This window comes from uncultured Flavobacterium sp., from assembly GCF_963975515.1.
Taxonomy (GTDB): Bacteria; Bacteroidota; Bacteroidia; order Flavobacteriales; family Flavobacteriaceae; genus Flavobacterium.
Genome location: NZ_CAXBGY010000014.1, coordinates 41,817 through 63,794, shown reverse-complemented (window position 1 = coordinate 63,794; position 21,978 = coordinate 41,817). Strand labels below are relative to the sequence as shown.

Below are 21,978 nucleotides of genomic sequence, written 5' to 3'. Positions count from 1 at the left end.
AAATGTTATAAAAAAAGGCTTCCTTTTTTGGAGGAAGCCTTTAATAATTAATTGATAATTATTCTTTTTGTTTTAGTATTAGAATCCGTTGTAATTTTTATTAAATAAATTCCGGTTTGTAAGTGGTTTATATTTAATGTTGATTCAGAATTATCATTTTTAGAATAAACTACTTTTCCTAAAGTTGAATAAATTTCAATTGAATATTTTTTTACATTTTCCATTTCAATTGAAAAGATTCCATTTGATGGATTTGGATATAATTTAAAATCAAATTCGCTAATTATAGAATTAGTGTCTTTAGTAGAACTTGCTTGTTTATTTCCAATTCCACCACAAGTATCTGAAGCATAAGAAGTCCAATCACTTGATTTATTGAAAGTTGCTTTAGGAACAGCCACATTTGTGTTTCTTCTTAAAGTTTCGTTTGCAGCAAAATCAGCTGTTCCACCATTAAAAGTTCCAATGATGTCAATTAATGTACCGTTTTTAAATAAACCAACGGCATCATTTCCATTATAGGTTAATTCGGTTGCAGTAGTTGAAATATTAGCACTTGTTTTTGAATAACAAGTTGAAGCAATTGAACTATTTACTAAGACAAATTTTGAACCATTTGTTAAAGTTCCAGATAATGAAATTCCTGTACTCCATGAGCCAGCACCATTTGTTTGTTTTTTAACAACATAAGAAGATAAACTTATTGAACTACCTGTGTTATTAGCAATTTCTAAAGCTTTATTATTTGATGAACCTTCTAAATATTCAGAAAAGTATAAATCTGTTACTAAAGAAGTTGCAGTTGTTGTAGCGTTTATTGTTGAACTATTGCTAGAATAATTTCCTGCAGCATCTTTTGCTTTTACATAAAAAGAATAAGTTGTTCCACTAGATAATCCAGTTATGTTTGTTGTAGTTGAAGTTACTGTAACTTTTAAGCTTCCATTCATATAAATATCATAACCCGTTACACTAATATTATCTGTAGAAGCAGACCAATTTAATTGTAAAGACGAAGTTGTACTATTTGATGCTAAAAGATTTAATGGAGTAGAAGGAGCTGTTGTATCTGGAGTTGGAGCTGTTCCTCCCCATATCATTCCAACATATTCTGGATGATCAATAAATGGGTTTCTGTTATTTTGTCGTGTATAAATAGCATTATTTCTAGCAATTTCTCTTGCACTAACAGGATCTTGATTATGCCATGAAATTAACATGTTTAAAAATGAAGTTGTAAAAACCTGATTACTAGTTCCATTAAACATAGCATAAGGATAATTTGCAACAGTATTTTCATATCGAGCTGCAAAGTAAAAATACATTCTAGCTATATCACCTTTAAATTCATCTATAGGCTCAAAAACAGTTCCGTTATAACCAGAAACAGCGCTTGATCCTAATTTACTTCCATTTAAAGATGTCCATGTAGCAGTAGAAACATCACCATGAGGGTAATTAGAACGCATTCCGTTTACTTTTCCATCTGTTGGAGGAATATGATGCGCATCTGAAACCATTGGTGCAGCTGAATTAAAAACTGATTGAGGAATCATATGTTCTCTATTGTAACAATTCCCTTCTGTACTATAGTTTCCACATTGATTTGTACTATAGCTATAAGTATAAGGGTCAGTTCCACTCGGATTTTCTGAATAAACATCAATAATTGAATTGTCATTTTCATACTGATTATCTCTGTCAGAAGTGGAGTAGGTTGTCCACAACCCAGTATAACCCTTGTCTGAATGTCCTTTGATTTTGTTGTAAAGTTGGGTTTTTAAAGTGTAACCTGTTCCTGTTGCCGAACTGTAGTAGCCGGAAGGAATCTGTGCCATTGCTAAGATTGGCAATACAAATGCCAATAGCGTTAATTTTGATTTCATAAGTTTGTTAATTTGGGTTGTGATAAATGTATAAAAAAATGATTTCACATTTACAGTTTTCAAAAAACTTAATAAAAATATATTTTTAAAAATGAAACAAAAAAAAACTGCCCATTTTTAGGACAGTTTTAGAATATTTAAATGAATTGTACTATCTTTTTTTAGAAAGAATTTCCATGTTTTTGAATTCTGTTCCGTCAGAATTTACTTCAAACATTTCCATTTTTTGATTTTTATCATCAATGTAAGTAATAACTTCTTTTACTTTTTTCTCTTTACCAGTTACAGGGTCAACCATATTACCTGAAAAAGTGATTGATTTTGAAGCTTCGTCATATTGACCGCGAGAAACCAACATTCCTGTTCCCATGTTATCAATCCAAGTAGTTATAAATTCTTTTGATGCATTGTCATAAGCTGTTAAACCTCTTCCTTCAAAAGGCATTCCCCACATATCTCCTTTAAAAATTCCTTCTTGATATTTTCCATCTAGAATCATTTTGTAAGTAGCCACTGATTTTGCTTTTTGAGGTTCTGGGCTTTCAGGCATCCAAAAAGTCATGTCTGCATCCCAAGTACCTGTATCTTTGGCTAACATTTCATGTGCTTTTGATGGTGTTGCATAATCAGTCCAAGCTTTTGCTATAGTTGCAGAATCTAGAGGTGTTTCAACAATTGCTTCGTCAACAACTACTTCATTTGGTGTTGGAATAGTTTCCGTTTCTTCTACTTCTACTTTTTTACATGAAGAAATACTTAATGTAAGTGCTAATAATGATAAAATAATTTTTTTCATGATTTAAGTTTTATTGGTTAATTAATCAAAGATAATAAAATTATATGCACCAATGTCTGTAGTTGATAAACCCATTTCAGGTCTGTCTTTATCTAAAATATCATTAAAAGTAGAAAAACTTGTTTTTGCTGTTCCTTTAGCAGCAGAATCACTTCCGATAATCAGTTTGTTTTCAGCTGGAGCAAGAAAGTCTGGCTTATTTTGAGTTGAATTAGATGCTCTTATACAATTTTCAAAAAAAGAAGTATTTGTAAATTTATATTCATCAATATTTGCAAATTGATTATTGGTGTCTATAAACTTAATTAGACAATTGGTGTATTTGAAATTGAAAGTACTACCTTCTTTTTTATGTGAAATACCTAAATTACTTGAACCATAAACAATACAATTATTGAAATTTGCTTTTATAAGAGCAAAATTAGCTTGACCTTCATAATCGTCTAAAACAACACATGTTTGATTTGGACTCGACCAATAGTTAGCAAATGTACAATGCGTAAACTCATAACTTCCTCCAAAACTTCCTTGAAAAGAAGCTTCTCCACAATTATTTATTACTACATTTTTCCCTTCAACAAAACCAGTAGTTGCATATAAACCAATGTTTGAGCAATTATATATTTGAATGTTATTTAAAGATGCGTTTACAGAATTTGTCCCATCATTTCCATTTACATATAAACCTATAACAGCATTTTTAATAGTTAAATTAGTTAAAATATTTGAATGACTTCCATTAGTTAGCCAAATTGTTCCCCACTGACCAGGTACTTCTGAAAAATCAGGTTCTAAACGATCTCCTTCAAAAATCACTTCGTTTTCTAAAGCATCTGTATTTGATGGCAAACCATTTACTTCAAGAGAAGCATCGTTAGCAACTATAATCCCAGAATCAGCATGAAAGTGAATTCGTGCTCCAGCTTCTACTTCTAATTTTTCACCATTGGGAACAACAGCATATCCATAAATAACATAAGGTTTGGAGTTATTCCAAATTAATTCATTACCGTTAATAGGGTCATTTGTGTCTAAATAACTAACCCGAATATTTTGAGGTTCATCAACTGTTCCAAGATTTAATTCCTCGTATGAATAAGTGTTATCTGAATTAAGTGTTCGCTGTGGATAAATAAAATAAGCATCTTGAATTAAGGTAACTAAATCAACTTTTTGTTGACTTGTTCCAATTCCAAATTCGATAAAATCTGTATATAAAAAATCTGTTGGATTTGCAGCAGCAACATCACTTGTAACTTCAATAAAAACGAACATACTATCTTTTGCCAGCATTTCAATATTTGAGAATTCTTTTCCTGGAATTCCATCAACCATTAATCGATATTTAGAACTTTGTCCTTTGTTTAATCGAATACTTGGAATAGAGATGTTTTTATTACTTCTATTGTAAACCTTTAAAGTATAAGTACTTGAGCCAATATTTGTAAAAACAGTATCCAAATAAACTGTGTCTTTTGAAAACTCTAATCCACCTGAACTTGTTTCAAAATCAAAATCGCTTCTGCATGAAGTTAAGGAAGCTATAAGTGCAATAAAAAGTAATCCTAAATAATGACGCATATAATCTGAATTTTCGTAAAAGTAATTATTAATTTGAAATTGCTATTTATTGAAACGAAAAAAAATCGTTTTTAGTCTCAATTAACAATCTATTATAAAAATTTTATAGGCTTAAGATTTAAAAAATGAGTAATTTTGTATTAAAATATAATACAATGTTTGATAAAGATAAGATGCTTCAATTGTGTAACGATTGGTCAAAAAACACGTTGATGGAAACGTTAGAAATTGAATATATTGATGCTGGAGAAGATTTTTTAACGGCTAAAATGCCAGTAAACTCGAGAGTTCATCAGCCAATGGGATTATTACATGGTGGAGCAAGTGTAGCTTTAGCAGAAAGCGTAGGAAGTGCAGCTTCATTATTATTTGTAAATCCTGAAAAATCTGAAGTTAGAGGAATTGAAATTTCAGCAAATCATTTGAAAGCTAAACGTGATGGAATGGTTTATGCAACCGCTAAAATTGTTCATAAAGGAAGAAGCATTCATTTATGGGAAATTAGAATTACAGACGAAAGCAATAATTTGGTTAGTTTATGTAAATTAACGAATATGATTTTACCAAGAAAAGTACGTTAAATGGATATTTTTGAAAAAGCAAAAAGTCAGTTTCTAAATAATTTACCTTTTGTTTTATTTGCTAGACCTAATGAGAATCAACTGAATGCTTATTTTCAGAATGATGATGTGTTATATGAATTTGAAAATCAAAGTGGTTTTATATTTGCATCTTTTGATGGAATGAGCAAATTTGTTTTACCAAAAGATACATCAGATTATTTATGTCAAGAATTAAAAATTGATTCTAATTTTGAAATAAAACCAATTCAAATTGAGACTTCAGTTGAAGTAAAGGAACAGTTTAAGAAATTGGTAAATGATTCAGTAAAAGCAATTAATTCAGATGATTTTGAGAAAGTTGTTGTTTCAAGAAAAATTGATTTTACAAATGAAATTGATGTTTTTAAAACCTATCAAAATTTAATAAATTCCTATCCAACAGCATTTAGATATTTGTTTTTTCATCCAAAAATTGGATTATGGATTGGAGCTACACCAGAACAATTAATTAAAATTGAAGATAATAAGTTTGAAACTGTTGCTTTAGCAGGAACAAAGTTGATTTCAGATGAGAATCAATGGACTTCAAAAGAAATTCAAGAACAAAAAATTGTAACAGATTATATTGTTTCAAATTGCAAACGATTTGCTTCAGATGTAACTATTTCAGAGCCATTTACGGTTCAAGCTGGAAAATTGGCACACATTAAAACTGAAATTTCTGGATCTATTACTCAACAAAATGAGTCGGAATTAGTTTCAACTTTACATCCTACACCAGCAGTTTGTGGATTACCAAAGGAAAAAGCCATGACATATATTTTAGAAAAGGAAGGCTATAATCGAACATTTTATACTGGTTTTTTAGGCGAATGGAATTGTAATGAAACAACCAATTTATTTGTTAACTTGCGTTGTATGGAAATTGGAAAAGTAAATTCAATTTACGTAGGCTGTGGTATTACAAAAGATAGTATTGCTGAGAACGAATTTATAGAGATTCAGAATAAATCAGAAACGATTAAAAATATAATAATTACTACAGAATGAAATTAGATATATTAGCATTTGGAGCTCATCCAGATGATGTTGAATTAAGCGCATCAGGTACAATTGCCAAAGAAGTTTCTTTAGGTAAAAAGGTTGGAATTGTTGATTTAACTCGAGGCGAATTAGGCTCTAGAGGTTCAGCAGAAATAAGAGATGAAGAGGCTAGGAAAGGAGCAGAAATTTTAGGAGTTTCAGTTAGAGAAAATTTACGTTTTAGAGATGGTTTTTTTGTGAATGATGAAAAACATCAGCTAGAAATTATCAAAATGATACGAAAATACAAACCAGAAATTGTGTTATGTAACGCTATTGACGACAGACATATTGATCATGGAAAAGGAAGTAAATTAGTAAGTGATGCTTGTTTTTTATCAGGATTAATTAAGATTGAAACTTCATTAGATGGAGAAAAACAAGAACATTGGAGGCCAAAGCAAGTTTATCATTATATTCAATGGAAAAACATTGAACCAGACTTTGTAGTGGATATTTCTGGTTTTATGGATAAAAAAATAGAATCGGTTTTAGCTTATAGTTCACAGTTTTATGATCCAAATTCTAATGAACCTATAACACCAATTACATCAAAAAACTTTTTAGATTCAGTAAAATATAGAGCACAAGACCTAGGAAGAGTAGTTGGAGTTGAATTTGCAGAAGGATTTACAGTCGAAAGATATGTGGCTATCAATAGTTTAAGTAATTTGATATAAAAATCTCTTTTTTTTATTTGTAAAATAGAAAAACAGTAGTATATTTGCACTCGTTAAATAAATGGTGATTGTAGCTCAGTTGGTTAGAGCATCGGTTTGTGGTACCGAGGGTCGCCGGTTCGAACCCGGTCATTCACCCTTCTTTTAAGCTCCAAAGAAATTTGGAGCTTTTTTTATTTTATACTATTCCATAATGAGAATATTCCAATCAGTAAAATAAACACTAACGATAATTTCTTGAACTTATCTTGTGGAATCTTATTTAATATTTTTTGACCAATCCAAGTTCCAATAAAACCAATTACAAATAAAAACGGAATATATATTAATATTTCTTTAGTGATGTAGCCATTAAAAAAATATACAAAACTTCGAGTTAAATCTATTCCAAAATCAATTGTAGCAGAAGTAGCAACAAAAACACTTTTCTCTAAATTGAAAGCTGCCATTGTAATTCCTCTAATTGCTCCACCAGTTCCTAAAAAACCAGCTGTAAAGCCAGATAATGAGCCACCAATTACACTTTCCTTCATTCTTGCAGGAATTACTAGTTTATCTTTCACTAAAAAAAGTAAACTCAATGCAATTAAGAAAACACCTAAACTGATTTCTAGAATTTTAGAATCAAAATAATTACTTAATATTCCACCAACAATAACAAATATAACAGATGGAATTCCAATTTGAAGTAATAATTTTTTATCTAATCCTTTTCTAAAAAGGTAAATTTTACTAATGTTGCTAGACAAATGAAAAATGGCTGTAATTCCTAATACAGTATGAAAATCAAAGAATAGATTTGTAAACGGAACAAAGAAAACTGAAGAACCAAATCCACCGATTGTTCCAATAATTTCGGCTAATAGAGCCAAAAGTAAAAATAATATACTTCTATCTAATGTCATAAAAAAAGCACTCAATTGAGTGCTAGATTAATTATTCACCGTTTAAATCGGCAACTATTCTTTTATCTCTATTTGCAATTTCCCAAGCATCAGCAAAAGCAAGTTGAGCTCTTTTTGTCATTAATTCATAATTAATTTTGTCTGGAGTATCACTTGGTTTATGATAATCTGCATGTACACCATTAAAAAAGAATATTGCAGGAACACCATTTTTAGCAAAGTTATAATGATCTGAACGAAAATAAATTCTTTCAGGATCTTTTCTATCATTGTATTTATAGTCAAGATTTAAGCCCACATATTTGGTATTCATTTCTTCATTAATTTGATGTAATTCTGTACTTAATCTATCAGAACCAATAACATAAATATAATTAGGATTTTCTTCATGAGCAGGGTCAACTCTACCAATCATATCAATATTAATATCAACAACTGTATTTTTTAAAGGAAACAATGGATTTTCAGAATAATATCTTGAACCGTGTAATCCTTTTTCTTCTGCGGTAACGTGTAAGAATAGAATAGAACGTCTTGGTCCATGTCCATCTTTTTTAGCTTGAGCAAATGCTTGTGCCATTTCTAAAAGCGCTACAGTTCCAGAGCCATCATCATCTGCACCATTGTATATTTCATCATTTTTTGTACCTACATGATCATAATGAGCTGAAATGACTACTATTTCATCAGGAAATTCGCTTCCTGGTATGAATGCCCAAATATTTTCAGAATCAACACCTTTGTTTCCAAATTTTTTAGTCATGAAAGCTGCTGGTATTTTTTGGTAATAGCTACTAGCTCCTTTTGGAAATGTTATACCAAGGCTTTTATAGTAATTGATTAAATATTCACCCGCTTTTTTTTGACCTTCAGAACCTGTATCTCTACCGGCCATTTCATCTCCTGCAACAATATATAAATGCTTACTTAAATCTGTTTTATCTATTAGATTAATATAAGTTCCAACGTTTACAGTTTTTTTATTACTTACTGATGAACTTGTTCCACAACTTAGCAAAATCAATCCAACTATACTATATGCAATTATTCTTTTCATTTTATTATATTTAAATACATTTATTATCTCAAAAATATGATTTTTATTTTTAAGATTTGAATTATTAAATAATTAGTATCATTTATATTAAATATGTTTCAAATTTTAGTCTTTAAAATTAAAAGTTTAATTTTGTAAAAAATAATTACAATGTTCAAATTAAAACTTCCAACCGACCCAAGATGGGCAAGAATTGCAGAATCGAATATTGAAGAAGTGTTGACTGACCACGCTTGGTGTGAGCAAAAAGCGGCTTCTAATTGTATTAGTTTGATAACAATGTTGCCAGAACATACACATATAATTACGGAATTGATAAAAATTGCTCAAGAAGAAATGGATCATTTTGAACAAGTTCACGAAATTATTAAATCAAAAGGTTGGGTTTTAGGAAGAGAACGCAAAGATCATTATGTAAATGAATTGTATAAATTTATGCATAAAGGTGGAAGTAGACAAACACATTTAGTTGAACGATTGTTGTTTTCTGCCATGATTGAAGCAAGAAGTTGTGAAAGATTCAAAGTATTGTCAGAAACTATAGATGATGAAAATATGGCAAAATTCTATAGAGATTTAATGGTTAGTGAAGCCAATCATTATACTGTTTTTATCAACTTTGCAAATGAAATAGGTGAAGGAATGGATGTTAAAAAACGTTGGGAAGAATGGTTAGCTTATGAAGCTGAAATCATTAAAAGTTACGGGAAATCAGAAGCAATTCACGGATAATTATTTTTTGTTTTTTTCCTCAATCCATTTACTCATATACATTGTGCTTTTTAGCGTGTGATGATTTAATAGTTGTCCCATAAAATTATTTGTACGATGACTTTCTATATTTGAAAGTAAGAAATGAACTGTATCCATAAATTCATTTTCAAAATTATTTTTGTTGAAACAGTCATTTATAATTGAAATTCCGTTTAGTTGTGCTTGTTTCCAAATATTTTCATTTGAATATAGTTCTACTGCTTTTTCTGCAAAATCATCTGGATTATCTTCAATAAAACCATTCCAATCTTTATTATACTGCATGGCTTCAGCACCAATTTCAGAAGTTATATTTGGAGTTCCATAAAGCATAGATTCCAATAATTTACCTTTAATACCAGCGCCAAACGGAATGGGAGCAAGCAAAGTTCTGTATTTTTTAAATACGGCAGCACTATTTTCAGCTCTTCCTTTTATAATAAAACCTTCTTTTGAATTATGTAATTGTTTGGCCTTTTCTGGAATATACGCACCGTAAATATGTAATTCAGCTTGAGGTAATTGTTTTCTAATTTTGGGCCAAATTGAATTTTTTAGTTGCAAAACGGTTTCCCAATTAGGCTTATGATGAAAATTTCCGATGGAAAAAAAATGTTCTCTTTCTTCAAATTTTGGATAATCTTCTAAAACAATTTCATTTAATTCATCATACATCATTGGAATATAATGTACTAATTCAGATGAAATATTAAATGTATTAACTAATAAATCATGTTCAAATTTTGAAATAATTAAAGTCAAGTCACATCGATAAATTGAAGCAATTTCGCGTAAAGCAATATCATTTTGAAGATGTTTTGTTTCGCATTTAATATTTAGTTTGAAACATTGTGATCTTGCCTCACGTAAAAAATGTAAATCTTCAGAATCTAATATTCGCAATGCATTTGGACAATTTTCTGAAACTCTCCAGCCAAATTGTTCTTCGGTCATAAATCTATCAAAAAGAACAATTGTTGGGTTTTGTACTTTTATAAATTCATCAAAAGAAGAATCATTTAATTGAATGGCATTAGTTTCTATTCCTAATTCATCTAGATTTATAGTATATTCAGAAGTTGCAGCAATAGAAGTAAAGGTGAGTTTATAATTTAATTGTTTAAAAACAGCAATTAATTGCATCATTCGTTGACCAGCAGCAGTTGAATTTGGTTCTGGCCAAACAGCACCAATAATAACAATTTTTTTCATAGAAGATAAGTTATGGCAAAGGTATAAAATAAAAAGTGTTGTATAAAAATATGATTATGAATTAGATAAGTATATCTTTAAAAAAAATATTTAAATTAAATTAAAAAAGGTTTGTAGAAATAAAAAATGATACTATATTTGCACTCGCATTACGGAAGTAGTGTGGTCTTATTGGAGAAATGGCAGAGCGGTCGAATGCGGCAGTCTTGAAAACTGTTGACTGTAACAGGTCCGGGGGTTCGAATCCCTCTTTCTCCGCTGAAATTGGGAAGTACTATTTATAAAGGCTTCCCAGTTTTTTTTTAAAAAAAGTGAACAAAAAAGTGAACACTTTTAAGATTGATTAAATGTTTCCCTCAAGCATTTTAATTTTTAAAACAATTAAAATGAAATCAATCTACTCAATCCCAAAGGTTGTCAAATACGACGATCTAAAAAAATCATGGTTTGTATATTTTAGATACAACAAAATTCTTTACCGTTTTAAATACGGGATCAACTACATTAATAATTACAAGGAAAGAGAATCAGAAGCAAATGCCCTTCGTGATGCTTTACATCAAAAATTAAAAGAAGGCTGGAATCCATCTGTTCCAGAAATTGAATCAGAAAATAAAAATTTGCTTTTTTCTGCAGCTTTGGATTTTGCAATTGAAAAAAAATCTAAAAACATTTCCAAAAAAACATTATCAGGATATAATGGAACGATCAAGTTTATTAAAACTGCACTTTCAGATATTTCATTAGATAATCTTACCATTTCAGATACTAAACGTTCACACATTAAACTTCTGGTTGAAAAGGCAGCAGATAGTCGTAAGTGGTCAAATAATGCTTATAACAAACACTTAAATCATTTAAAGGCTATTTTAAGCGAACTTTTGCAATGGGATATAATAGAAGTTAATCCAGCACATAATATTAAAAATAAATACGTCGAGGATTCAATTGCTCATATACCAGCAAATGAAAACCAACACAAATTAATTAAGAAGTGTCTTCAGGAGAATCATCCTTATTTTTATAACTTTATGCAGTTCATGTATTATTCTGGAGCACGTCCAAAAGAAATACTTCAAATTAAATTATCATTTATTGATATTAAAACTAGAGAGATACTTTTACCAGCTAAAATAACAAAAGGAAAAATAAGTTATAGAAATATAGTGATTGATGATGGTTTGCTTGATGTCCTTTTAGATATGGAAATTGATAAATATCCTAAAGACTTTTATTTATTTGGAAGTTTTAGAGAACCAGGAAAAGGGAATGTTGGAAAATATATCGATTTTATTCCTGGTCCAACTTCTATTAAAAGAGATACTGCCACTAAGAGATTTAAAAAAATTGTAAAAGATGGTTTAGGTATCGATATTACAATGTATTCTTATAAAGGAAAAGGTGGTGATGATAAATTACGAGCTGGTGTTGATTTAGATTCAATTAGAAATCAATATGGCCATACTAATAAAAAAATGACTAAGGTTTATGTTAGATCAATAACCGGTTATTACAAAGATGATATAATTAAAAACAGTACTAAGTTTTAATTATATAATTTTGAAGAAATGTTGTATATAATTTTAATCAAAAATTGTAATTATGGAATGGTATGAAATAGTTTTTGTTGTGATAGCTTGGATTATTGGTTTGATACTTATTGGAAAATCAAAAAATAAGAAGTTTTAATTGTGGCTTATGCCATAATAAGAAATGAACTGTAAAGTATTATTTTACAGTTCATTTTTATATATTCCGTTTTTATGGAATAAAATCGATTATTACCTATTTATGGAATAATTACTTTGCCAATAGAAACCCACCAACTAATCCAACACCAACTTGAAATAAAGTTGTTTCATAAAACCTTTTTGGAACAGCTACTTCATACGTTTGCACTTCTTCTATGTTAATGTATGGATTTGTGAATGAAATGTCTGAATGATATGTTTTTTTACCTAAAAACCATTTTCTTTTAAAACCATCAACGCGTTGAATTTCTGTCCAGGTACTGAATGGTTCGATTGATAATGAATCTTGTGTTACGTTATATCCGAATTCATACCATTCATTAAAATAAGCACCGTTTCTTTTGAATTTCAATTCGTTCGTAGTTGAATCAATTTCTGTAATTGATATTGGTTTGTCAAATTCAATTGAAGATTTTGGAAAAGATGCTTTTATTTTTACAGTTTGAGCTGCAGTTATTTTTGAGAATTCGGCAGCCATTTCTTTCATTTGTGCATTCATCATTTTCTGAATGTCTTTTTCTGAAATAACTGCAATTTCTTGACTAGTCACATTTTGACCATTTTTGAGTTTGTATGTTTCAACTTCTGAAGTTAATGCTGAAATTGAATCGAGTGCAATCTTTTCATTATGGCATTGCACAAATGAATAACTTGCTAAAAATAGAATAACTATCATTAAAGTTGACACTAATAACCTTTGTTGTGTTTTTGTTTCCATAGTTTAAAAATGAAATTTAAAATCGTTTAGTCTGTTTTTCCATCCTTTGATGAATCGTTTTTGTGATGGATTGTTCTTTACAATATCATCCAAGAATTTAACTCTAGCTGCAAAAATCCTATTGAATAACGCTTCTGCATCTTTGTCGATTTCTGTATTTAGTTTTCCTAATGTTATTGGTCCAACTGAACCATCTTGTGTTAAACCAAGCAATCTTTGTGGAATAACAATTCCCCATTTACCAGAACCCCAATACCAATCCACTAAAATATTAGCAATAGATTGATTTTTGATTTCATCGGCTTTCCATTTGTCCCAATATTTGCGAAGAATTACTTTAAAATCTTCTTTTGAAAGTAACTTTACATCATTGGCATCAATATCACCATCATTGTCTTTATCGTAGCCAAGAAGCTTCCAAGTGTTTAATGTGATTCCCATATTAGTTGCTCCACCTTTGTCTAATGGATCATTCACATAACCACCTTCCCATTTTGCAACAATTGGTGCTAATTTTTCAATTTTTGACTTTTGGTAGTTTGTTTTTCCAAAAGGTGCTTTTTCTAGTGTTGCCATTATTCCTCTGTTTTATCGTTTAATTCTTTTTTTACTTCTTTATAAAATCCTATCATTTTTTTGAATGACTTCCAAAGGTTAAAACCACATTTTGGAAGGTTTTCGTGAAAGATTGAAAATCCTTCATTAGCTATAAAAATCAACAAAATAAAAGTTGCAATATCAAATTCGGCAGCAGATAAAACTTCATACTTAAATCTTTTTATATGAAAAGATTCTTGAAATTTGATTACAGCCATTGGTGTCATTAAATAGACAATTAGCTTGACAAACATTTTTTTGAATTTATCTGAAGAAAATCCTTCTCCCTTACCAAAAAACCATTTTTCTTTTCGGTTTGGATTTTCTTTCCAAATGAAATATGAAGCTGTAATTCCTGTTACAAAATCGGCTATAAATGCAAAAGCTAATAAACTTGCAACTGAATAGAAATCAACAACCAAAACAGATAATGTAGCAGTTGTTGGTATAGTTAAAATTGCCACTTTAGGATTCATAAACAAATCTCCTAAAAAAGTGAATTTTGGAAATATTGTGTTGATGGTGTTGTAAAAATTGTTTTTCATTTTTTATAAAAATATTTAGGTGTGAAAAAATAGCAATAAGGCACGAAGAATATTCCTAAAATAAGCAATCCTATGAAACGAAATAATTGATTTCCGTTGCCTAATTTGAAATGATTTAGATAGTAATTATAAGCTGATTTAAACCAAAGTTTGAAGCTTCTATTTGCCCCAATTAAACATTCGTAATCGTGTAGCATTGCTTTTAAATCTAAACCTCTTATGTCGTGTAAATCTTTGACGATTGTTGCACCATCAAACTTTGAGGTGAACTTGCAAAAGAAGTCATAAGCATCTGTGAATGGTTCAATTTCTTCTACAGATAATCCTTTATAGGTTAGTAGCATTATTACTTCGTGTCTTTTTTCGGCAAGTGTTTCTCTGTCTTGTGAGAAGAATGTGTTTTTACTTCTTTTGTAGAAGTAATAGATAACTAAAAGCGTGATGTATAGGCTAAAACTCCACATATATTAATAATTTTCAGTTATATAATTTGATATTTGGTTATGCAACCTATCGTATAAATCAACTCCAATAGTTGAATTTCCAATTAATTCTAATTCGTTTTTTGCTGAAATCCATTGACCAGCTAAAACTTCATTTCTAACAGGAATTAATATTCTTTCAATTGCTGATTGAGTAGATTCTGACATTAAGCCATTTAGTTTTGCCAAACGAAATTCTGCTGAAATTTCTGCATACATTTGAACTCCATCGGCTTGACGTTGTTTGTATTTTTCTGTTTCAGAAGAAAGAGCTTGTTTTATTTGTTGTTCTTGAATTTCTTGTGGTGTTGGTTCTGTTATTATAATTGTTTCAAAAAACCCATTTTGTGGTTTCTCAAAGGTTTCATAATAACCTCCATTACTTGTATTAATTCTGTATTTTTCCATAATTTAAAAATCTGTTAGAAATGAAGGTTTTGAAGCCCAAAAACCCATTGATTGTAATGCAAAAATATTTGTGTCAGACGTTCCAGATGTTCTAATAGCTCTCATTCCTGTTGACATACCACCATAATAATCAAAAGATTGAATATTTGATATTATATCCTCATTGTAAATTAATGTCCCATCTATTTTTCTTGCTTTAAATCTTATTCTTTTTGATATTGCATTATTTTCTATTACTTCTATGCATAACAATAACCATTCTCCAGCTATAATTGTCACAGCAGTGGCGGCAGTTGATGCTCCTCCAAAAGCACATTTTCCTTGTAATTGATTTCCAGATATTGAGAACCACGCTCCAGTCGTTAATATTTCTGAAGGTGTGTTGATTGTGTTACTTGCTGGCATTCCTATAACCGCTGATAGATTTGTTGTTATAATTGGACATACAATTGCAAAAAAAGTTGTTTCCTCTAATAATGATGTCGGATGTGAATTTCCATCTGAAAATCTAAAACCTGAATTTGCATTTGAGCCAACAGCTATGAATCTAACGTGTGCATTTGAATATTTAGTTATTAAAGAAGTATCTGCACCCTGTATTACTCCAGAACTCATTTGAGCTCCAACAAATGGGTAGTGACTCGTTGCCGCTTGATTGAATTTTACATATACGCCTAGATTATTAAGAATTGTTTCTAAAGAACCACCACCACCAACAACCAAATCACCACTTCCTAAAATAGAGTTTCCATTAAGAGTTTTAATATTTGTGCCTGAAACTAAAATAGCTTGAAAATAAGATAAAGCCTTAGTCCAAATTGCATTCCAAGTCGGAAACTTTGAAGTTGAAGCAAAATCTGTATCGCTATTTGATTTATTTGAAACATCTTCTTTTCCAGAAATATCGACAACACCAGAAAGCTTATCCCAATCAGAACCATCCCAAGCATAATTATCTCCTGTATCTAATAGATTGTATGTCCAACCAACTTTTTGACCTGAAGATGGTAAAGCAGCAAAGTTTGCAACATTCCCTTTAAAAATATAAACTGCTGAAAGTTTTGAATCAACTTCTGTTTTTGTGTAAGTATCTGATTTATCTGCTTTATCATTTAATACTGAAGTTAAAGCTGCATTATCGGATGGTGAACCGGTTAATCCACTAAAAGGAGTTGATGTTGCAGTTATCCAACTTCTATCTAAATCTTTTGTTCCTGATGCAAAATATTTAATCCTTAAAAATTCAAATGGAGGAACTACAATATCAGCCCCACTTCTCCACCAAAAAGGTAAATTATCAGCATTATCAGTATTTAAATATTGTAATGTTAAAGTTGTGTTTTTATTATTTACAATTATAAATTCTTTTCCCTCTTCTGGAACTTCTGCACCAACAACTCCTATTATTTCAGATAAATTAAAACCAGCTAATGAAGTTAATGCTGGATTGTTGAATGTTAAAAAAGTTTTTCCTGATGCTGGAAAAGGAAATGATACATCTATACCAGAAATCATTGTAGTAATAGCACCGCTTGAAATTTTCTTTACAAAAGCATCACCAATGATAGCATCAACTGGACTTCCAATTGATGAATCATTTACTAGAATTTCAGTTATGTAAACAGAGTCTAAAGGAAGTATTGGAGTAGTAGCAATTGCTCCTTCAACACCTGAAATAATTAATACATTACCTAAAGAATTAATAAAGAATATATCTTTTCTAATTAATCCAGTATCAGATAATGTTATTGGGAATATAGTATCTGTTGATTTTGAAACTGTGATATTATTTATCATTGCTTCAACAGTAGCTCCAATAGTTAATTCATTTGTCATTTCATCAACTGAAATTGCACCAACACTGATTAAATGATTATAATTATCATTGTTAATAGCTGAAATAATTTGTTGAATATTAACGTGCTCAGTTTCTCCACTTCTTGAAACTGCTATCTTTGAATTTGGGTCTAAAGTCGTTTGAAAAGGCAGTTCTTCAATCTTTTTAGAATTAGTTTCTATTAGATTAAGTTTTGATATGGCTTGTTGAACCAATTGAGTTAAATAAGTTATAGCACTCATAATTCCTTTTTTATTGTACAAATATAATTATTTATATTTATTTAGACTAAATAAGAATAATAATTAAATGTAAAATCTTAATAGTTAAATTACTAACTTTGTGAAATGGGATTTATACTAGTTTTATTCTTTATTATTGTTGGAAGTTGTTACCTAATTGCGAAGTCATTAGGTAATGCATTATTTCCAAAAAGTAAAGATTATAGAGTAGGAGATTATGTCGATAAATCTGTGCACCATCATCATTATCATAATGACAATAGAACCATCAATGTAAATGGTGAGGAATTTAAAAGTTTGAAGAAATGATAGATAAAGGAGAATATTTTCAAAAAGCAATGAATGAAGCTTCTGAAAAACTTGAAGATTTATTAAATAAAGAATCAGTAAAATTTACTTCTAATATTGTTGAATTACCAAAAGAAAATAATAAACCCGAAATTATTGTTAATAAATTTGGAGAACGTCAAGGAACCTTTGAAGGCTATATAAGGCTAAATAAAAATGAAATTGACTTTTTAAGATCATTTAGAAACAAATAAACCCACTAATTAAGTGGGTTTTTCTTTGCAGTTTCTTTTGAGAAATTAATTATATCTCAAGTAACCATTATTACCATTACTAATTAATCCAGGTATTTGAGAATTTGAAGTATTAAAGTCAATAGTTCCATCACTTTGAGAAGCAAATACATTTCCAGTCTTAATCATTTTTGCAGTCAAAACATATAAGTTAGTATCTTCTAATGGTCCTTCTGTTTCAAATTCTCCATTCTTAACATATCCTACACCATCAATAATTACATTTTTATGTGCTAAAGCAATCATTAATTTTCTCCAAATTTCTTTTGTAACTGGTTCAAATTTAAATTCGTCAACTTCATATATTTCAGCACTTAATAATATTGAATTGGTATCTGTTTTATGAACTTCTGAACTTTCTTCTGCAACTCCTGAGCGTTTATGATATGGAATTCTAATTGAATGCTTAATTCCAGTTGCATAAAATATATCCGTATTATCATTATTCCAATAGTTTATAGATTTTGTATTTTCTTGTTTTACTTGAATATTCAAATCTTCTGAAAGTTGAGTTACTGTTGTGAAATTATCATCTGAAGAAAGTATTCTTACTTTTATAGTCTGATCAATATAATCTACCATATCAATAGTAAATTCATATATTTCATAATCAAAAATATTATAAATAGTTCCAGCGATTACAGAAATATCGGAACCAGAATAATTACTTGAAATAACTATAATTTCAGCATTTTTACTTTCATCATAAAGTATATCTTCAATCAAAAACCATTCATTATCTACTTTAACATAGTTTCCTGATTTCGCCCAAATAGGCAAACCTCCATTCAAATAATGTGTTTCGCCAGTTGTTAAACCAGTATTGAAATCATAAATATTTCCAGTTAAGAAATAGATTGCAGTATGGCCATTTCCTAAATCATATTTTCTCGCATCCTTTGAGTCTTTATTTCCAATGTAGTTTGATTTTTTAGTAACTAAAATATTATCCTCTGAAGAATCTTCTTTAACTACCTTAACTTCATTAGTCTCGTAATTAGACTTAAATTGTGTTGTGATTACATCGGCAGTTTGAAATAATTGAGTTTCTTTATATGGAAGCAAAACATCAACCTCACAACTCAAAGTGTTTTCATCATTCTTATAGTTTGCAGCATCACCAAAATCAACTCTGTTTGCAAACCTTAAACTATTGGCTTTGCTGATATAAAAATACGGCTCAGTTATTCCAAATACAGTTATTATATAATCAATAGAAATAGAACAACCATATTCATCTTTTATATAAACGGTATAATTTCCAGCAATTTGACCACTAAATGTATTTGATGATTGCCAAGTAATATTATCTAATGAATATTGAAATACTAAACTCGAAAAATTAGTATTGTTAACTATTACTGTAGCACCATTTGGAGAATTATTAATCTGAACTTGAAAATTATTAGGTGATAGTATTTCTGGAACATCAATCAATTCGATAATATTATTATCATTGGCATCTTTTAACGTTAATGTAATTGGATTTGAACCCCTTAAAACATCAATTGAAAAAGGATTATTTGTATTTGGATCAATTGCAAATGGACTTAAAATTTTAGTTGCTAAAACCGATGTTTGAATATTTAATTTAATATTCTGACAAGGCAAAGTATCAGCTTGAGAAAATGATTGACTTGAAATATTAAATGCTGGTCCTCCGTAATTAAATATAGCAACCGTAACATCACTAGGTAAAGTTATTCCTGAAACATTGAAGCTCCATAAAAGATCTAATCTAATTGTAACAGTATTACCAACTCTAAAAACTCCATAAGGTGGATTAGCTCCAAAGAAACCGTAATAATCAAGATTTAGATATTGTGCATAATTGATAGCACTTCTTTCTCCTATTGTTGAAGTAGGTACTCCAATTGGTACTTCTCCAAAATTTGTTCTTGTATCTGTGAATTTTTCACTTATTAAAGATTCTCCTAACTGCATAGGATGATTCTGTTTAAATGAAACTATTTCACCAAATGCTAAATCTCTGCCAAATGTTACTGTAATGTCTGATAATGCCATGATTAATTACTTTTTAAAATTTTAAATTGTCCGTTTCCGTTTGGTTTTACACTTAATAAAAACCCTTTTTCAGGATCTCCATCTTCATTAATGAATTCTACTCTTCCATAAATATTTGGAATTTCATTACCTAAAACTATAGTTCTTCCATGAATCATTTGGCTTACATCAAAATCAACCTCATGCTCAAACTCAATTATTTTAGATAAATACCTAGCTCTTTTAAGTTCTGAATTCACTATGTTTCCATTTTCAGCATATTCATTACCATTTGCAACTGAATGTAAAGGATCCAATAAATACTGTGAATCTGTTCTTAATTTAGTTGATAGATTACTATTTGCAGTTGAACTTGTGTACCTAACAAAATCAGATAAATATTTTGTGAATCCTGAAGCAATTACCCAGCCATGTCTTAGTAAACAATTGAATGGTGATAGTCTTAAATTATATGCTGTTTCTGGAGAGAAAGTTCCAGTTGGCAATTGTTCAAAATCATCTTGCCATTTTCTTAATTTAAATAATCCCGTTATACTTCTTTTTAAATCAATATTGAAAACATCAGTATCATAATTAGTATCTGTTGTAGCATGAGTTAATTTTTGTTTTCTTCGAGCAAATTCTATTCCATAGCTATCAGCTCTATATTTTGATATTTTTGAGTAAATATTTTTCAGCTTTTTAATTACTGTTGAAAATTTACTTGTTCCATTATATTCAACTAGTCCAAAAGCTTCTTCATAAGTAGCTCCTTTTTCATATCCAATTTCAATAGCTGAATAGGAATAATCAGTTGATGTATATCGCTTCACTTTTTTAACTTGATTTGGAAGTTTTATAGTAACATTTTTATTGTAGAAATAACTTAAATCTTCTATTCTAACATATTCTTTGAAACCATTACTTTCAATTCCTAATCCTAAATTTTGAGTAGTGGAAAAACTCTCCATAAATTCTTTTAGATTTGTTGTTAATGGTTTGAAAACTTCATCAACAGAAGAAAAACCTCTAATCCAGAAGCCATGAAGTAATCCTATTAAAGAAGATTTTCCATCTTCTAAATATCCAATATCAGTTCTACCTAAAGCATTAGATTTAAGAACCTTTTTATTAGTGTATATTTGGATTAATCTTTCTGCAGCTTCAAATGGCAAAACCATATTAGAAATAGTTTTATCAAAAAATGAATCCTCTTCAATAGTAAGACCTCCTGATAATTCCTTGAAATTAACTGTAAAATGTGCCGTTACTGTTGGAAAGTTTTTTAAATCTGATTCAATAAATAATTCCAATGCAATACTCTCTCCAGGTAAAAGTGTTATATTCTTAATAAAATTCAATTCACGTAAAACTCCATCAGCTTGCATTAATTGATTATAAGTATTACCACCTAAAGTTTGCGAAGAAAATAAATAATCTCTAGACTTAACATTATAATCTCCACCATCTTTAAAAACTGTCAAACAAACTGATATAATTCCCCAATCAATCTCATTTAAAACTCCATTACCAGGATATGGAGAAATAATAACCGGTTTAAATTTTATAGCATTTCCTTTTATAACTAAATTTCTAATAACATCAGATTGCCTGATTATCATCATACCAGCTGAACCAACATTTTCATTTCCTTCAGATCCAAAAATTGCAGAAGATGCTTCTTCGTGAGATTTATTTATTAGATTAATTGGAAATGCTTTAGTTAATCTTCTTGTATTTCCATCATCTGATTTAACATCTAATTCAACTTCATTATTATTAGCATCAGTATTCCAAATTGACTGTAAAAATATCCTTCTTCCATCTATTTCAACTTGATTTAATGATAATGGTAATAATGTATCACCATCCATTGTTGTTAATCTTGTAAGTTCAACATCTTCTGATTCTCTTGATTTTAGTTCTGCTTCAATCCCTCCAGAGTTGAATTTTAAACTTATTTGATTATCTTCATCTGAAATCGTTGAAAAATCTAAATAACCATCATAAGTTCTAGTCCATTCATCTGTTTTTGGATGCTTTTCTTCCTTTACAAGCCTTACATCAACATTTACTCCATATAATTCATCTGCTAATTTTAAATAGTCATAAGCTGTTCCTATGAATTTTAAACTATTAGAGAATTTTGGAAAAATACCATGATAGTCTTTATGACGTTCAAGTTCTTTTTCATCACTATTCCATCCAATAGGTTCTGTGATTATTTCAGAACCTAAATCTATGTTTTGAATAATATATCTTACTCTATCGTTATATCCTTGATTTACGTTGCTCAT

At 29.4% G+C, this 21,978-nt stretch carries 21 protein-coding genes and 2 tRNA genes; 9 read left to right on the top strand and 14 right to left on the bottom strand.

Features of this window, described 5'->3' with window-relative positions:
• Positions 1-47 precede the first annotated feature (47 nt).
• From AAC008_RS13455 to AAC008_RS13445, 3 genes are all read right to left on the bottom strand, one after another.
• Positions 48-1,886 (bottom strand): endonuclease, encoded by a 1,839-nt coding sequence (locus tag AAC008_RS13455; RefSeq protein WP_339889881.1) that lies wholly within the window; start codon positions 1,884-1,886, stop codon positions 48-50.
• A 151-nt stretch (positions 1,887-2,037) separates the two neighbouring features.
• Complete coding sequence (locus AAC008_RS13450; protein ID WP_339889880.1) at positions 2,038-2,682, bottom strand: DUF1579 domain-containing protein; 645 nt, start codon at positions 2,680-2,682, stop codon at positions 2,038-2,040.
• 21 nt (positions 2,683-2,703) lie between these two features.
• On the bottom strand, positions 2,704-4,263 hold the full coding sequence (locus AAC008_RS13445) for a hypothetical protein (protein ID WP_339889879.1): 1,560 nt from the start codon (positions 4,261-4,263) through the stop codon (positions 2,704-2,706).
• 125 nt (positions 4,264-4,388) lie between these two features.
• On the opposite strand from AAC008_RS13445, the gene AAC008_RS13440 reads away from it, so the two are divergent.
• From AAC008_RS13440 to AAC008_RS13425, 4 genes are all read left to right on the top strand, one after another.
• On the top strand, positions 4,389-4,844 hold the full coding sequence (locus AAC008_RS13440) for a PaaI family thioesterase (protein ID WP_339889878.1): 456 nt from the start codon (positions 4,389-4,391) through the stop codon (positions 4,842-4,844).
• Positions 4,845-5,876 (top strand): isochorismate synthase, encoded by a 1,032-nt coding sequence (locus AAC008_RS13435; RefSeq protein WP_339889876.1) that lies wholly within the window; start codon positions 4,845-4,847, stop codon positions 5,874-5,876.
• On the top strand, positions 5,873-6,589 hold the full coding sequence (gene bshB1 / locus AAC008_RS13430) for a bacillithiol biosynthesis deacetylase BshB1 (RefSeq protein WP_339889875.1): 717 nt from the start codon (positions 5,873-5,875) through the stop codon (positions 6,587-6,589). The genes AAC008_RS13435 and bshB1 overlap by 4 nt, the downstream gene beginning before the upstream one ends.
• Positions 6,590-6,652: 63 nt before the next feature.
• A tRNA-His gene (locus AAC008_RS13425) sits at positions 6,653-6,728 on the top strand.
• Between the two features lie 34 nt (positions 6,729-6,762).
• Here the strand turns inward: AAC008_RS13425 and AAC008_RS13420 are convergent.
• On the bottom strand, positions 6,763-7,494 hold the full coding sequence (locus tag AAC008_RS13420; protein WP_339889874.1) for a sulfite exporter TauE/SafE family protein: 732 nt from the start codon (positions 7,492-7,494) through the stop codon (positions 6,763-6,765).
• Positions 7,495-7,525: 31 nt separating this feature from the next.
• Positions 7,526-8,551 (bottom strand): M28 family metallopeptidase, encoded by a 1,026-nt coding sequence (locus AAC008_RS13415; RefSeq protein ID WP_339889872.1) that lies wholly within the window; start codon positions 8,549-8,551, stop codon positions 7,526-7,528.
• A gap of 150 nt (positions 8,552-8,701) precedes the next feature.
• On the opposite strand from AAC008_RS13415, the gene AAC008_RS13410 reads away from it, so the two are divergent.
• The gene (locus tag AAC008_RS13410; protein WP_339889871.1) at positions 8,702-9,283 is read left to right on the top strand and encodes a tRNA-(ms[2]io[6]A)-hydroxylase; all 582 of its coding nucleotides are present in this window, start codon (positions 8,702-8,704) and stop codon (positions 9,281-9,283) included.
• Here the strand turns inward: AAC008_RS13410 and AAC008_RS13405 are convergent, their stop codons facing one another.
• The gene (locus tag AAC008_RS13405; protein ID WP_339889869.1) at positions 9,284-10,516 is read right to left on the bottom strand and encodes a glycosyltransferase; all 1,233 of its coding nucleotides are present in this window, start codon (positions 10,514-10,516) and stop codon (positions 9,284-9,286) included. It lies immediately after the preceding gene.
• Positions 10,517-10,689: 173 nt separating this feature from the next.
• On the opposite strand from AAC008_RS13405, the gene AAC008_RS13400 reads away from it, so the two are divergent.
• Both AAC008_RS13400 and AAC008_RS13395 read left to right on the top strand, forming a co-directional pair.
• A tRNA-Ser gene (locus AAC008_RS13400) sits at positions 10,690-10,774 on the top strand.
• A gap of 128 nt (positions 10,775-10,902) precedes the next feature.
• Positions 10,903-12,066, top strand: coding sequence for a tyrosine-type recombinase/integrase (locus tag AAC008_RS13395; protein ID WP_339889867.1), 1,164 nt, complete (start codon positions 10,903-10,905; stop codon positions 12,064-12,066).
• A gap of 250 nt (positions 12,067-12,316) precedes the next feature.
• Here the strand turns inward: AAC008_RS13395 and AAC008_RS13390 are convergent, their stop codons facing one another.
• From AAC008_RS13390 to AAC008_RS13365, 6 genes are read right to left on the bottom strand one after another with little or no spacing between them, the layout of a single operon-like run.
• Complete coding sequence (locus AAC008_RS13390) at positions 12,317-12,985, bottom strand: DUF6549 family protein (protein ID WP_339889865.1); 669 nt, start codon at positions 12,983-12,985, stop codon at positions 12,317-12,319.
• A gap of 3 nt (positions 12,986-12,988) precedes the next feature.
• The gene (locus AAC008_RS13385) at positions 12,989-13,561 is read right to left on the bottom strand and encodes a glycosyl hydrolase 108 family protein (RefSeq protein WP_339889864.1); all 573 of its coding nucleotides are present in this window, start codon (positions 13,559-13,561) and stop codon (positions 12,989-12,991) included.
• Positions 13,561-14,127, bottom strand: a complete 567-nt coding sequence (locus tag AAC008_RS13380; RefSeq protein ID WP_339889863.1) for a phage holin family protein — start codon at positions 14,125-14,127, stop codon at positions 13,561-13,563. Before AAC008_RS13380 ends, AAC008_RS13385 begins: the two co-directional genes overlap by 1 nt.
• Positions 14,124-14,591 carry a hypothetical protein gene (locus tag AAC008_RS13375; protein ID WP_339889862.1) on the bottom strand — a complete coding sequence of 156 codons (468 nt, stop codon included), beginning with the start codon at positions 14,589-14,591 and terminating at the stop codon, positions 14,124-14,126. The genes AAC008_RS13380 and AAC008_RS13375 overlap by 4 nt, the downstream gene beginning before the upstream one ends.
• 3 nt (positions 14,592-14,594) lie before the next feature.
• On the bottom strand, positions 14,595-15,017 hold the full coding sequence (locus AAC008_RS13370) for a hypothetical protein (RefSeq protein WP_339889860.1): 423 nt from the start codon (positions 15,015-15,017) through the stop codon (positions 14,595-14,597).
• Positions 15,018-15,020: 3 nt separating this feature from the next.
• Positions 15,021-17,117 (bottom strand): hypothetical protein, encoded by a 2,097-nt coding sequence (locus tag AAC008_RS13365; protein ID WP_339889858.1) that lies wholly within the window; start codon positions 17,115-17,117, stop codon positions 15,021-15,023.
• A gap of 84 nt (positions 17,118-17,201) precedes the next feature.
• On the opposite strand from AAC008_RS13365, the gene AAC008_RS13360 reads away from it, so the two are divergent.
• Both AAC008_RS13360 and AAC008_RS13355 read left to right on the top strand, forming a co-directional pair.
• Positions 17,202-17,405, top strand: a complete 204-nt coding sequence (locus AAC008_RS13360; RefSeq protein ID WP_339889856.1) for a hypothetical protein — start codon at positions 17,202-17,204, stop codon at positions 17,403-17,405.
• Positions 17,402-17,638 (top strand): hypothetical protein, encoded by a 237-nt coding sequence (locus tag AAC008_RS13355; RefSeq protein WP_339889854.1) that lies wholly within the window; start codon positions 17,402-17,404, stop codon positions 17,636-17,638. Before AAC008_RS13360 ends, AAC008_RS13355 begins: the two co-directional genes overlap by 4 nt.
• 45 nt (positions 17,639-17,683) lie before the next feature.
• Here AAC008_RS13355 and AAC008_RS13350 read toward each other — a convergent pair whose 3' ends face one another.
• Both AAC008_RS13350 and AAC008_RS13345 read right to left on the bottom strand, forming a co-directional pair.
• Complete coding sequence (locus AAC008_RS13350; RefSeq protein ID WP_339889853.1) at positions 17,684-19,702, bottom strand: hypothetical protein; 2,019 nt, start codon at positions 19,700-19,702, stop codon at positions 17,684-17,686.
• Between the two features lie 2 nt (positions 19,703-19,704).
• Complete coding sequence (locus AAC008_RS13345) at positions 19,705-21,978, bottom strand: hypothetical protein (RefSeq protein ID WP_339889852.1); 2,274 nt, start codon at positions 21,976-21,978, stop codon at positions 19,705-19,707.